The organism is Citrobacter freundii complex sp. CFNIH4, from assembly GCF_002934505.1.
Lineage (GTDB): Bacteria > Pseudomonadota > Gammaproteobacteria > Enterobacterales > Enterobacteriaceae > Citrobacter > Citrobacter freundii.
This window is the reverse complement of the sequence record NZ_CP026231.1, coordinates 1073502-1086972: the sequence shown is the minus strand read 5'-3', so window position 1 is coordinate 1086972 and position 13471 is coordinate 1073502. Positions and strand designations below refer to the sequence as shown.

The 13471-nt window shown below is 53.5% G+C and carries 10 protein-coding genes; 1 reads left to right on the top strand and 9 read right to left on the bottom strand.

The window, feature by feature from the left end; all coding sequences use genetic code 11:
• Window positions 1-42: 42 nt before the first annotated feature.
• The 5 genes from ldtD to cmoM all read right to left on the bottom strand — a co-directional run bounded on the left by ldtD (window position 43) and on the right by cmoM (window position 9303).
• Entirely contained in the window at window positions 43-1794 is a 1752-nt protein-coding gene (gene ldtD, locus C2U41_RS05440) for a L,D-transpeptidase (protein ID WP_048241322.1), read from the bottom strand.
• A 245-nt stretch (window positions 1795-2039) separates the two neighbouring features.
• Entirely contained in the window at window positions 2040-6500 is a 4461-nt protein-coding gene (gene mukB / locus C2U41_RS05435) for a chromosome partition protein MukB (RefSeq protein ID WP_071684546.1), read from the bottom strand.
• Window positions 6500-7204 (bottom strand): chromosome partition protein MukE, encoded by a 705-nt coding sequence (gene mukE, locus C2U41_RS05430; protein ID WP_003035809.1) that lies wholly within the window; start codon window positions 7202-7204, stop codon window positions 6500-6502. Before mukE ends, mukB begins: the two co-directional genes overlap by 1 nt.
• Complete coding sequence (mukF, locus tag C2U41_RS05425; RefSeq protein WP_003836877.1) at window positions 7185-8507, bottom strand: chromosome partition protein MukF; 1323 nt, start codon at window positions 8505-8507, stop codon at window positions 7185-7187. Before mukF ends, mukE begins: the two co-directional genes overlap by 20 nt.
• Complete coding sequence (gene cmoM, locus C2U41_RS05420; protein ID WP_003035803.1) at window positions 8500-9303, bottom strand: tRNA uridine 5-oxyacetic acid(34) methyltransferase CmoM; 804 nt, start codon at window positions 9301-9303, stop codon at window positions 8500-8502. Before cmoM ends, mukF begins: the two co-directional genes overlap by 8 nt.
• 135 nt (window positions 9304-9438) lie before the next feature.
• On the opposite strand from cmoM, the gene elyC reads away from it, so the two are divergent.
• The gene (gene elyC, locus C2U41_RS05415) at window positions 9439-10215 is read left to right on the top strand and encodes an envelope biogenesis factor ElyC (RefSeq protein ID WP_032936335.1); all 777 of its coding nucleotides are present in this window, start codon (window positions 9439-9441) and stop codon (window positions 10213-10215) included.
• On the opposite strand, the gene C2U41_RS05410 is transcribed toward elyC, so the two are convergent.
• The 4 genes from C2U41_RS05410 to C2U41_RS05395 form a co-directional block, all read right to left on the bottom strand.
• On the bottom strand, window positions 10192-11085 hold the full coding sequence (locus tag C2U41_RS05410; RefSeq protein WP_003035798.1) for a YcbJ family phosphotransferase: 894 nt from the start codon (window positions 11083-11085) through the stop codon (window positions 10192-10194). The genes elyC and C2U41_RS05410 overlap by 24 nt on opposite strands.
• 164 nt (window positions 11086-11249) lie before the next feature.
• Window positions 11250-11996, bottom strand: coding sequence for a 3-deoxy-manno-octulosonate cytidylyltransferase (gene kdsB / locus C2U41_RS05405; protein ID WP_003035796.1), 747 nt, complete (start codon window positions 11994-11996; stop codon window positions 11250-11252).
• Entirely contained in the window at window positions 11993-12175 is a 183-nt protein-coding gene (gene ycaR / locus C2U41_RS05400) for a protein YcaR (protein ID WP_003035793.1), read from the bottom strand. Before ycaR ends, kdsB begins: the two co-directional genes overlap by 4 nt.
• Window positions 12176-12226: 51 nt before the next feature.
• Window positions 12227-13459, bottom strand: a complete 1233-nt coding sequence (locus C2U41_RS05395; protein ID WP_003846998.1) for a winged helix-turn-helix domain-containing protein — start codon at window positions 13457-13459, stop codon at window positions 12227-12229.
• Window positions 13460-13471: the final 12 nt, after the last annotated feature.

The following is a 13471-nucleotide window of genomic DNA, read 5'->3' as shown; positions in this document are numbered from 1 at the left end:
CCAGCATAACTTACGACAATCATTTTCCTCGAACTGCTTCATTTATCTGATTAATTGCTCGGCTTTTGACACAATTTGTGCGCTGGATCGCGCTGTCAGATCGTAATTGTAAATATCTGTACGATACTGCGTGCGACCATCCGGGCCAACAAATGCGGTCAGATAGTAGAGGTTGACCGGAATATTCTGGCGAATATTCACGTACCGCGTATCCCCTTGCTTCAGGGCATCCGAGATGCGGGTATCATTCCAACCCGCGTCCTGTAGCAGCATATTCGCCAGCTCAGATGCCTTATTCACACGCACACAGCCGGAACTTAACGCCCGCGTATCTTTCTGGAACAGATTGTGGTTCGGCGTATCGTGCAGATAAATAGCGTCCGAACTCGGCATATTAAATTTATAGCGTCCGAGCGAGTTACGTGCGCCCGGAGCCTGCTGAAAGCGGAACGGCAGATTGGACGCAGTGATGGTGGCCCAGTCAACCTGCCACGGATCTATCGTCTCTTTACTGTTCCAACCGCGCATCACGGTATAGCCGTGACGTTCAAGATACCCCGGATCATTCCACAATTTAGGCAGAATATCTTTTCGGGCCAGCGTCGGCGGCACGTTCCACGGCGGGTTAACGACCACGTTATTCAGCGCGCTGCTCATCATCGGCGTTTTACGATCGGGGCGCCCGACAATAACGCGCGAGGCCAGCACCTGATTGCCGTTCTGATAATAAACCAGCGAGTAGGCAGGAATGTTTACCATGATGCCGGTAGACAGATCGCTCGGCAAAAGGCGCAAGCGCTGAATATTTAACGCCAGCACGCCAGCACGCTGAGCAGGCGTTACGTTCAGCCAGTCACGCGTCGCAGGACCTATCGCGCCATCAGCCCCAAGCCCTTGCCACGTCTGAAAACGTTTTACCGCATCGACAAGTTCACGATCGTAAGCGCTACGTCCTTCTTTAGCAGATGTACTGACGGTGGACTCCAGCATTCCCGTACGGCGCAAAATTTCACGCAGCGCGGGGATGTCGTTACTCCACTCTCCCGGACGCAGCGTCGCGGTACTGGTGAGCTGAGGCCAGGGCCGCGTATCGCTCACCAGCTTGAGTAGTGATTCATGCATTGCGGCGTACTGCGGATGCTGCGGTGCCAGGCTGGCGACGAACGATGTCAGTTGTCCGTTATCCAGCGCGACCTGCCACTGGTTGATGACGGAAATCGGCGGCGTTGTTAGCGCATAGGGCTTATCGCTATAAAGCCAGCGATTCCCTTTAACGGGAATATTGGCAATAAAGTGCAGGTATCCCAACATCGCATCAGAGAGCACGATATCTCGCGCCTGGCCGGACACTGCCGGATCAGTCAGAAGTGCAACCCAGGTAGTAAACTGCGGCTGAAAACCGGCAATCGCCACCTCGGCTAACTGTTGCTGAAAGGCTTTTACCGCATCGCGATTTTCCCACATCGGTTTCATTTCGCGTGCGGCATACAGCAATTCCAGCTGGCTCATATACACTGGCGTGAAGCCCGCTGGAAGTTGAGATTGTAATTCGGCGCGGGCTTGATCAACTGACACACCCTGCGGTAACGGTTGAATCCCCGCCATAATAGCCGTCGCGGAAGATTGTACCTGCGGCTGCGATAATGCTGTTGGCTGTTCACTGACGCTCGCAGAGCTATCGCCAGGGATCATTTCAGGCTCATCGGCCTGCGCATTGAACAGTGGAGCGAATGTTACGGCCAGGCACAAACTGATTGCCGACAGCCGACGACCACACATTTTATTAAGCAACATCCCTTGCCCCCTGTTTTCTTTATCATACTCTATAGCCAGGCACCATAAATCGGGTGTGCAACGCCTGTAGACGCCAATACAACTGAAGTATGACGAGTAAGCCTGCATACCCGTCAGGCTTATCTTCAGTATATAAACTTCGCCAATGTTTTACCTGGTATAATGTAAAGAAGTTAAAAGAAATTGCACCTGCAATTGAGACTTTTCGGAAAAGAAGAAAGGCGGTCAAATGACCGCCTTTCTATTTAGCTTGCCTGCGAGGAGGCATCTTCAGTCCCCGGCAGTGGTTCCGGTAACTGAGGCGCAAATCCGCGCAGCCCCACCACATGAACGTGCTCGGTGTTCTGGAAGACTTTACGCACCAGTTTGTAGGTGGTGCCTTTCTCTGGGCTGATGTTTTCCGGCGCAGCGATAATCAGCTGCATCTGCAAACGCTCACACAGCTCAAACAGAGTCGCAATAGAACGCGCATCGAGTCGTGCTGCTTCATCAAGGAACAGCAGGCGGCAAGGAGAGATGTCTTTCCCGCGCAATCTGCGACCTTCATCTTCCCAGCTTTGCACCACCATCACCAGAATAGACATCCCGGTCCCGATCGCTTCACCCGTTGACAGCGCGCCAGATTCAGCACGCAGCCAGCCGTCAGAGCCACGGTTAACCTCAACTTCCATTTCCAGATAGTTACGATAGTCCAGCAGCTCTTCACCAATGGTTTGCGGCGTGCGTTGCCCCATGTCGATCTGCGGATTCAGGCGCTGATACAGCTTCGCCAGCGCTTCTGAGAAGGTCAGGCGATTGCTGTTAAACAGATCCTGATGCTGTTCATGTTGCTCTGAAAGTACGTCCAGCAAGGTAGCATGCGTTTCACGCACATTGACGTTCAGGCGAACGCTGTTAACCTGGCCAAACGACACACTTTGCAGCCCCTGGTTCAGCATGCGAATACGGTTCTGTTCACGCTGAATGGTCTTACGAATAATGTTCGCCACGCTGCGAGAGCTGATCGCCAGTTTCTGTTCACGAGAGGTTAGCTCTTCCGTCAGACGGCTCAGCTCAATCTCCATCTGTTCGATGGCTTCAACCGGATCGTCGGTACGGATAATATCCTGGCGAATACGTTCACGCAGATGCTGGTAAACCGCGACGAAGAACTGGATTTTGCGCTCTGGGCGTTTTGGATCTTCAGACATACGCAACACATCGCGCAGGTGTTCGTTATCCGCAACCGCCAGACGTAGTGCACCGAGCGCCTTATCCGACATCGAACGCAGTTCGTCACCGGAAAGATAGGCCAACTCGCGACGGTGCAGACGACGTTCCACACCGTTATCTTTCACCATCCGCATGACTGCACACCAGCCGGCTTTGGCGGTGACTACCTGCTCACGCATTTCATGATAATCACGTTCCAGCTTGCGCAGTCTGCGGGTCAGGTTTTCCATCTCCGCTTCGCAGAAGGTCAGTGCTTTCTCAAGTTGGTTGCGGCGTGCACGGTTGTTGCTGAGCTGCGCATGCAGTTCGTCACGACGGATACGCGCGCGCTCTTCGGCACCGCTGTCCGCACGAACGCCAATATCCTGCAGTTCACGTTGTAAATCATTAAGCAGCTCTTTTTTGGTGTCATAAGAGCTTTTTAGCGATGCCATGACCTGGTTGTACTGGCTTAACTGTGCAGCATGACTACGCAGCGCTTCACGAGCGCGGGTACGTTCGGCTTCCGCCTGTTCCAGGCGTTCACGCAATTTTTCGTTCAGATCGCTATTACCGCTCAGCATTTCGGCTGAGTCGGAATAACTAAAGTGCGCCCGACGCTGTACGACTTCAGTCAGCGCAAAAGCCTGCTGACGTGCGTCGCGCTGCATCTGCTGGGAATACGTATAGTCTTCCTTCAGCTGTTCAAACTGCTCAGGGTCATTTTGCAGAACTGAAACAATAGGTTCCAGTTTCGCCAACTGATTACCATGTTGCTGTACAAAACGCGCGGCTTCCTGAGCTTCATCCAGACGCTCGCGAATTTCGTCCACGCGATCGGCCAGCGTGTCATCTGCCAGCAGATTCAAGCGCGGCAGCAGTCGGTTCAGCGCGGAGACGCCCTCTTTCGCCTGTTCAAACTGCATACGGCTTTGCTGATTATCATTTTCATGATTGGTCAGCGCACGTTCCAGTTCAACGCGACGGCTATTCAGTTGGCGAATTTCCGCTTCTGGATCGGCTTCAAACGCCACCGACAGATGGCTGCCGATAAAGCGGCTGAACGCCTGATGCAGACGCTGGGTTTTCTGGACATCAAAGGAGAGCGTGGCGAAACGTTCAGACAGCCCTTCACGCTCGGCATGCAGGGTTTCGATACGGCTTTCACGCGCTGCACGACCAAAAATAGGCACCTTCGGGAAGCGGGAATAACGCCATTGACGCTCGGCGGTTTTCACCACCACCGCATTTTCCAGTTCATCAACGCTGAAGACGCTATCATCAAACGACTGCGGATCCCCTTCGATGAAATAGAGATCTTCCGGGCAATCCGTCAGCCCTTCAAGCTGTTCGGTAATTAGTGATAGATCTGGTACCACGATGGCATGGCGCGAAGGACCGTACAGCGCAGAGAAGTACGGGGCATCTTCAAGGCTAACGTCATCATAAATTTCTGACAGCAGCACGCCGCCAAAGCGTTCAGCCAGCGCGTTCAGACGCTGATCTTCCGCACCGCCCGGCTGACTTAAACGTTCAATCTCTTCATCAACCGCATTTTTACGTGCACCGACTTCATCACGCTCAACAATGGCCTCACGCTCGCGCTCCAGCAATTGTTGCAGATACTCGGTCACATCCTGGCTGGAGGTAAACTCTTCGCCACACTGCTCGCTAAGCTGATTCAGGCTATTTTGCGCAGCCAGCCAGACAGGTGCCCGCTTCATCAAATGCTGAATACGGGATTGTAGCTGTTCCTGTTCCTGACGCAGCGTCATACGCTGTTCGCTGGCAGACGAGACGCTGTCCGACAAGGCGGCGATGCGCGCTTCCAGTTCCTGGTGCAGCGCTTCCAGCTCATCGATATCAAACTGTTTACCCTGACGCTTGCAGAATTCGGCCAGCAGACGCTCGGCATCCTGCTGTTCGCGCAGACGCTGCTCCAGTTCGCTCAGTCGCATACGCAATGGCTGAACCTGTTCCGCCAGGTGGCGCTGTTCAACGCCTTCGCGCAGCAGTTCACGCGCCACGCTCCAGGCTTCACTACGTGCCAGCGGGCCGTTGATAGCCGCCACCAGCTGATAAGCCTGTTCGAACTGGCTATGCGCGGTTTGCGCCACGCTCATTTTTTGTTCAAGCGTTAGCAGCTTTTCAGTGGCTTCCTGCTCTTTGGCCTGGAAAGTCTCCAGCCATTCGGCGGCGCTGTCGGCTGTCAGATCCGGTAGGTGGCAGAGCTCTTTCGCCCGATTTAGGGCCTGAATCGCCTGGGTATACTGGATGGCTCGCGTCTGCTGGACGTCCAGCGCCTGCTGGTAATCGGCAAGCTGGCTTTTCAGCTCATCCACTTCCAGTTCGGCGGCTTCCGCGCGGGCTTCGTTTTCATCCTGGTGGTCAACGGCTTCCGCAACCACCTCATTTTGTTCTTCAAGACGGATCTGCAGTTCTTCGAGATCCGCTTCGTAGCGTTCAATTTTTTCCTGCTGACGCAGCGCGGTTTGCACCAGATTCAGGTGATCGCTCGCGGCCTGATAATCGGCTTCCAGATCGCCTTCGGCGCCGTTATGCTCGCCCAGTTCACGCGCCATATCCACGTGCTTGTACTGCTCTGCCGCCAGCTGCTTACGTGAGGTATACAGTTCACGACGATATTCCAGTGCTTTATCCAGATGGATACGACGTTCGTTGGCGTGGCGCATATAATCCGCAGCCACATAGTTGGTCGCTTCGCTGATCAAATGCTTAAACAGGTCGCGGTCAGACTGGGTTACGCGAATCGCTTCCAGCGTCATGCGGTTTTCACGCAGCGCGGCTTCCATATCCTGGAACGCTTTACGTACGCCGCCGTTTTCCGGCAGCAGGTAGTCACGCAGTGAACGGGTAATGGCGCTGGAGATCCCGCCGTACAGCGAGGCTTCAATCAGACGGTAGAATTTACTACGATCAGACGCGGAGCGCAGACGACGGGCAATGATGCCCAGATCGAACATCAGCGAATGATAATCGGTTATTGAGTTGAACTGCTTAAACTGCACACCTTCCATCTCATCAAGCTTCTCTTTCAGCTCAGGTAGAGACAGTACGCGCGCCTGGCGTTCGTTCAGCGTTTCCGTCACCAGTTGGGTTGGCTGTACCGACATCGGCAGCCCCTGAATGGCAAACGGTTTGATATCCACTTTGCGATCACGACCCGCAACCTGTTGCAGACGCACACCCACGACCACGCGCTGATGACGCGAGTTGAGGACGTCGAGCATTGAGTAACAGACCCCTGCTTTCAGCTTACCGTGCAGACCTTTATCACGTGAACCGCTGGTTGCACCAGCTTCGGTGGTGTTACGGAAATGCAGCAGGGTTAAGTCCGGAATGAGCGCCGTAACAAATGCCGCCATGGTGGTGGATTTACCCGCACCGTTACCACCGGACAGCGTGGTGACCAGCTCATCGAGATCAAACGTACGGGCAAAAAAACCATTCCAGTTAATCAGCGTAAGTGAGCGAAATTTACCGCGTTCAATCATTATTCTTCTTCTCCACTGTCCGGCTGATTCTCTTCGGGCTCATCGTTGAGCTGCAGACGGTTCTCGACCGCCATCGCTTCACCATCACGAATTAAGCGACGTTGTGCTTCACGCGGATCGTCACCGCTACGCACATCCGCGCCAAAGCGGAAGACAGATTCTGTAATACGGAATTTGCTGCTGTCGTGGCCCAGAAACCACACCATGCCTAAGCGGCGCAAACGGTTGAGCGAAGAACGCACTTTTTCCTGTAGCTTCTGGCGGTCAACGTCAGAACCGGTTGAACGGTTGTTCACCAGCTTCAGCAGTTTGGCTTCATCCGCCAGCGTTAACAGCTCGTCATACAGCTCTTGCTGGGTAAAAATCCCTTCGTTCGCCAGGCGTTCCGGGCTGAGATAGAGATAGCAAAGAATTTTACCCACCATCATGTCCAGTTCAGACAGGACCGAACGCGGAATGAGCGTCGTTGAACGCGGACGAAGGTAAAAGAACCCTTCCGGCGCACGGATCAATTCCACGTTATAGCGGCTGTAAAACTCTTCAAAATATTCCTGAAAATCCATCAGGAAGGCATGATTATCCAGTTCATCCAGACCGATATGGCGGCCCGAACGTAAGGCGCTATCCAGCGCCGGAAATAACGGATTCGCCAGCGCCTGCGCCAGCTTTACCGGCATCACTTGTTCAATATTTGTCAATGACATGCGCCTGTACCTTGGCTCCGTAATCATTAATCGGCTGCCATTTGGCTGGCAGTCCGGTGAAGTCTGCTTGCGCTACGCCAAGGCGTACCGCCTGATCGATAACAATACGCGCGACGTCGAAATGACGCGCACGTGGGTATTGCGCCAGATACTCGCGCACTACCAAACCGAGATCCAGTGGTGTTTGTCTGGATTTGTAGATAGCCAGCTGTTCTTCGATGATCGCCGCCAGTTGTTCACGGATCTCGTTAAATTCTTCATATTCCAGATCTTCCGGAAGTTCACCGGTGACCTCTTCGTCACGCAGCACCATCTCCTCGTCACGCATATCCAACAGACGATCGGCGTTGGCATAGGTCAGCGCCCATGGGTCGTCAAAGTAGGTCTGCACGGACTGACGCAGACGCTGGGCGAAGACGCGGTTTTTATCCATATCGATCGCGGTACGGATAAATTTATGCACATGACGATCGTAGCCGATCCACAAGTCAATGGACTGCTGACCCCAGCTAATAATGCGGTCGAGCTTGCTTTGTAAATCAAACACCAGCCGATCAACAAAATGCAAATCATCATGCGTCATTGTGGCGTCCTGGATGCGTAACAGGTTAGCCTGCAGCTTATCCCCCGCCGCTTCCAGCGTATCCTGCAGTTCACGCAGCGTACCAGACGTTTCAGAAAGCAACAGTTCACAGCTGGAAATCGCCGCCCGCCAGTCTTTGTTTAGCAACTGTGCGATGTCGTCTTTTACCTGCTGCTGCTGTTCATCCATGATGCGCTGGGTCAGATCGATACTGTCGAAAATCTCCGCCACCGAGTATTTCAATGGCGCATAGACGTTGCGGTGCCAGTGGAACTCATCGCCACCTTCCGCTGCCGCATCCGCCGCGCGCTTCAGTTCGCCTGCAACAATCGACAGTTGCATGGAAAGACGCAGCGTAGAGAACTCGCGCTGACGAATATAGTAATCTGTGATGCCAATCCCGAGCGGCGTTAAACGGTAAATGGCGTTGCCTTCAGCCTGCTCGCTGGTAAAGCGGTTCAGCAGACGTTGACGCACCATGTCGTTGATCGCGTTGTTGGCGCGGACGCCGATGGTTTCGCTGGTTTGCTCAAACGCATCACTCACATGGCGGAACGCATCCACCAGTTCACCTTCACTCATCTCACCGTCAAGTCGCTCACCGTTCAATGTGGCGACCGCCAGCAGGAACGAAAGTCTGTCTACCGGCAGAGAGATGGAGAAGTCATTTTTTCTGGCCCAGGCAACCAGTTCGGGGACTGTCTGGGAAAATTCACTCATAGGTTATCCTTGCATCTGCGGCTCGGGCCGGACGTTTAATCGCGGTGACATGAATATAGCGCCCAAGGCTGATATACGGTTCCTGGCGGCAATAGCGCGTTTCTATTTCTGTTAAAGCATCAAAACAGTCATGCTGTTTTTGTTTATCACGCAGATAATCATGAAACACCCTCACGCCCGTTTTACCGGTTATCTCCCAGCCAATCTCCTCCAGCCAGCCATAGACCTGCTGAGGGTCGCGCGGGAAATCGGGAGACAACGTGCGCCGTTTCTTTTTATACATTCCCTGCTGTACATAGCCGAAATTACCGACCAACACATTACGCATCAACAGGCCATTTGCATTGTAGAACATCAGCGATAAAGCACCGCCCGGGCGTAACATCGACCACAATGTTTTTAAGACGGCTTGCGGATCGGCCACCCATTCCAGCACAGCATGAAACAATATCAGATCAACCTGAGAATCCAAATGCTGTGGGATGTCCTGAGCGGCACAATGTATAAAATGCATGTTGTCGCTCACACCTTGCTCTTCTGCCGCCCGTTGCGCTCGCGCCACCATCTCAGCAGAAAGATCGCACAAGGTAACGTGATGGCCCCGCTGCGCCATCAGAATGGCTGTCTGCCCTTCTCCGCCTCCCGCATCAAGCACACGCAATGTCTGGCCCGCGTAGTCGGCAAGAAGTTTGTCCAGATCCTGCCAGAGGATCGTCTGGCGAAGCTGACCTTTAGTGGTGCCGTAAATGTTACGGGAAAACTTCTCTGCAATGTCATCAAAATTGCGATCCCGCATCAGGCTCTCCACATGCTGGCTTTAGGGTGACTAAGTAAAACCGCTATTTTGTCACACCCACGCCGAGAATGAACCTTCCTGGTGTAATATCGCTGCAGATCCCCTGCTGTATGGTTAAAAAAGGAACCAAAAAGGATGCTTTTTACGCTGAAGAAAGTGATTGGCGGTATGATGCTGCCACTTCCGCTAATGCTCATTATCATGGGTACAGGCCTGGTGCTGCTCTGGTTTAGTCGCTTTCAAAAAACAGGGAAAGTGTGCATTAGCCTGAGTTGGCTGGCGCTGTTACTTCTTAGCTTGCAACCCGTCGCTGATAGCCTACTGAAACCGATTGAGGACAGCTATCCAACCTGGCAGGATACACAAAAAGTGGAATACATTGTGGTGCTGGGCGGAGGGTATACCTGGAATCCTCAGTGGGCACCAAGTTCAAACCTAATCAGCAACAGTCTTCCGCGTCTGAATGAAGGTATTCGCCTCTGGCGTGCTAATCCGGGATCGAAGCTTATCTTTACCGGTGCTGCGGCAAAGAGCAATAACGTCAGTACTGCAGAAGCGGGAGCCCGCGTAGCGCAGTCACTGGGTGTGCCACCCGGTGATATCATCACGCTGGATAAACCTAAAGATACTGAAGAAGAAGCCGCTGCAGTTAAGCAGGCCATCGGCAGCGCGCCGTTCCTGCTGGTGACCTCCGCATCGCACTTACCACGAGCAATGATTTTCTTCCAACAGGCTGGACTACACCCGTTGCCCGCGCCGGCTAATCAGTTAGCAATTGATTCACCGCTAAATCCGTGGGAACGCGCGATCCCCTCTCCCGTCTGGTTGATGCACAGCGATCGCGCTGGTTACGAAACATTGGGTCGCATCTGGCAGTGGTTAAAAGGTTCAGGCGAGCCACGGCAGCAGTGATTTCGTTGCCAGATCAAAGTTGGTGCGATTAAAACGTCCGGTGTTGACTAGTTGCGCCACCTCATCCCATAACACATACAGCCAGCGCCGCCAGATGAAGGACTCCGCCACGGGCGCGCGTTGCAGGTATTGCCAAAGCAGGCTTTCCGCCAGCGCGTTATCCATTAAACGGAACAATTCATACTCTCTGGGCGCCCACAGCATCAACCCCGGTCCCACCATGGCCAGTAGCTGATCGCTACGGGCGTCTTTGAGCATGCTACGTAAACTGAAATTACCGTGGATCAGTACGCAGTTATCATTGAATCCTTCAAATAAAGCGGGTAAACACTCACGGGTACGAAACAGGATCCGCTTATCCTGCATCGTCAAGCCAGTATTGTTGAACTGATTTAACGTGGTCCACAGCACCTCAACACGCTGGCGATACCAGGATGGCCAGATATTCTCTTGCGTGTTATCCACCATTCCCACGCAGCCACGGCTATCCTGCCGATGCCATGACAGCAGACCTTCTACGATCTGATCTTTTAAATGTTCCCAGCGTTCGGGCGTTCGGGCTGGCGCTTCCACCGGCACACCCCGTAAACGCTCAAGCAGTAACACATCGGGGCCGGGATGCTCTTCGTGGGTCAAGACCCCGTAAATGACGGGCATACGCACCGTACCGCTGCGCGCTAACATGGAGGTTTTCCATGCCAGTTGCTGCGCCATACCTGGCGTGGTGAAACTTCTCGCCATCAGCGGCATCGGATTTCCCTGGCTGTCGTACAGTGACCACAGGGCCGTATCCACTTTTTCATTCACGCATTCTATACGACTGAGTTTTTCGCCCAGCAGGTGGCTGAGTTCGGCACGCAACTGTTCCATTTCAGATTGCCCTCATAAATGCTACTGCTTTCATAATGAGCGTCGGGCAGACAGATGTCACCCGGATGAGATCAATTGATGAAAAGAAAAGTGGAGGGAAAGCGCAACGATACGACACTCCTCCCAAAAATACGCATCAATATGGGGGAGTGCCGTGAGAAAAACTAAGGCATTTCGGCGCGAACGCGCTCGAGATCTTCGGTAGTGTCTACGCCGGTACCCGGGACTTCTTTTGCGACGGCAACGTGAATTTTTTCACCGTACCACAGCACTCGCAGCTGCTCCAGCATTTCGATATGCTCAAGCGGGCTAGGCTGCCAGTTAACATAGCGGCGAATAAAACCGGCGCGATAGCCGTAAATGCCCAGATGGCGCAGGAAGGTGTCCCCCACCGTTTCCAGGCTTTTGGCGAAACGATCGCGATCCCATGGGATGGTCGCGCGTGAAAAATAGAGCGCATATCCTTCAGCGTCCAAAACGACTTTTACCGCATTCGGATTAAATGCCTCTTCCGCACTGTGAATCGGAGCCGCAAGAGTCGCCATGCCGACCTGACGTTGCGCCAGATTCTCAGCCACCTGGCGAATAATGACCGCCGGAATCATCGGCTCATCACCCTGTACGTTCACAATAACGGTATCATCGCTAAAACCACATTTCTCGACGACTTCCGCCAGGCGCTCCGTACCAGACTGGTGATCGGCGCGGGTCATGCACACTTCCCCCCCCACCGCTTCTACCGCGCGAGCGACATCCTCGTGATCGGTGGCCACGATGATACGTTCAGCGCCAGATTCACGCGCACGCTCCAGGACATGCACGATCATAGGCTTGCCGTTGATATCCAGTAGCGGCTTGCCCGGCAGACGAGTGGACGCATAACGCGCAGGAATAATGACCACAAAACTCATGATTTACTCTCATCAGCAGTCAGAACGCGGGCTTCGGTTTCCAGTAACACAGGAATGCCATCACGCAGTGGGAAAGCAAGGTTATCCAGTTTACAAATCAGTTCCTGTTTTTCCTGGTTAAACCAGAGTTTGCCATTGCATACCGGGCAGGCAATGATTTCAAGCAGACGATGATCCATAGTTCCTCCAGATGGACCGGATTGTGAATCCGTAAATATTAACATAATCGCTTAATGGGCTGGGTCTATTTCCCAACCATGGCGTGCATCAGCAAATAAACCTTCAGGATAACGTCCCAGCGTCACGCGTGTTGCCAGTTGCCAGCGGGCAAAATCGTCAATCGCCTGAAACAATCCTTTTTGCAAAGTCACCCCAGGCTTAACCCCATCCTGTAACCACAGCGAAATCACGTCCAGCACGCCCGTTTTACGGTGCATTTTGGCATCCATTCGCCCAACCAACTGCCCGCGGTGCAGCAACGGCAAGACGAAATAACCGTACTGACGTTTTGGTGCTGGCGTGTAACACTCCAGCCGGTAGCTAAAATCGAATAGCTGCTCTGCCCGTTTACGATCCCAAACCACCGGATCAAAAGGCGATAACACTGCGCTGTGGGTCGCCGTTAATTTGCCCGCCAGCGCCTGTTCGAGTAGCGGCTGAAGGTGGCTATGCAGCCACAGCGTTCCCAGCCCTTCAACGTCGACAGGAATAATCTGTTGCTGTTCCGCCCGTTCGTTGCACCAGTTTTTTAGCGCCGGGCGCTTCAGGCGATAGTAGTCTGCCAGCCATTGTTCGCGGAAAATCCCCAGACTGCGGGCGCTGTTATCCAGCATGACGCTTTCAGCATCTTCCTGTGAAAGTGGGTCGCGTTCATCGTCCCAGTGTGGCATGACGCGATGGGTTAAATCATACACGCGCTGGAAATTACGCCGTTCCACCACCATCACTTTCCCGGCAGTGAACAGCCCTTCAAGATGACGCTTTTGCGGTTTCCATTCCCACCAGCCGCTGCTCCCCTTGCGTGGATGCTCAAAATCAGCAGATCGTACCGGTCCGTTATGCTGGATGTGCTGGAGCAGTTGCTCAATTTCATGAGCATGTTCTTTCATCCACGCCGCTTTATACTTCCAGCCCATATTCTCCGGGGCCAGCATGCGGTGACGTATCAGCATAAAATCGCTGCGCGGCAAAAAGCAGGCCTCGTGCGCCCAGTATTCCATCAGTTCGCCCTGCTGTAACGAGTCGTCCAGCCATTGGGGTGAATAATCGCCTAAACGACTAAACAGCACCAGGTAAGGACTTCGCGCCACAATATTGATGGTATCGATTTGCAGTAACGACATGCGCGAAATAGTCGCGAGAATATCTGCCGGGGTTGCCCGACGGCGTGTTTTTTTCAGCAGACCTTGAGCGGCAAGGTGAAGATGACGGGCATCCGTCAGAGAAAGGTGCGGCAACGACATCTATGGCCTCAT

What these genes read in the sequence shown, in the direction of transcription:
- kdsB (WP_003035796.1), bottom strand. Translation starts at nt 11,996, where the DNA reads ATGAGTTTTGTGGTCATTATTCCTGCGCGTTATGCGTCCACTCGTCTG.
- mukF (WP_003836877.1), bottom strand. Translation starts at nt 8,507, where the DNA reads ATGAGTGAATTTTCCCAGACAGTCCCCGAACTGGTTGCCTGGGCCAGA.
- ldtD (WP_048241322.1), bottom strand. Translation starts at nt 1,794, where the DNA reads ATGTTGCTTAATAAAATGTGTGGTCGTCGGCTGTCGGCAATCAGTTTG.
- C2U41_RS05410 (WP_003035798.1), bottom strand. Translation starts at nt 11,085, where the DNA reads ATGGAACAGTTGCGTGCCGAACTCAGCCACCTGCTGGGCGAAAAACTC.
- ycaR (WP_003035793.1), bottom strand. Translation starts at nt 12,175, where the DNA reads ATGGATCATCGTCTGCTTGAAATCATTGCCTGCCCGGTATGCAATGGC.
- cmoM (WP_003035803.1), bottom strand. Translation starts at nt 9,303, where the DNA reads ATGCGGGATCGCAATTTTGATGACATTGCAGAGAAGTTTTCCCGTAAC.
- elyC (WP_032936335.1), top strand. Translation starts at nt 9,439, where the DNA reads ATGCTTTTTACGCTGAAGAAAGTGATTGGCGGTATGATGCTGCCACTT.
- mukB (WP_071684546.1), bottom strand. Translation starts at nt 6,500, where the DNA reads ATGATTGAACGCGGTAAATTTCGCTCACTTACGCTGATTAACTGGAAT.
- mukE (WP_003035809.1), bottom strand. Translation starts at nt 7,204, where the DNA reads ATGTCATTGACAAATATTGAACAAGTGATGCCGGTAAAGCTGGCGCAG.
- C2U41_RS05395 (WP_003846998.1), bottom strand. Translation starts at nt 13,459, where the DNA reads ATGTCGTTGCCGCACCTTTCTCTGACGGATGCCCGTCATCTTCACCTT.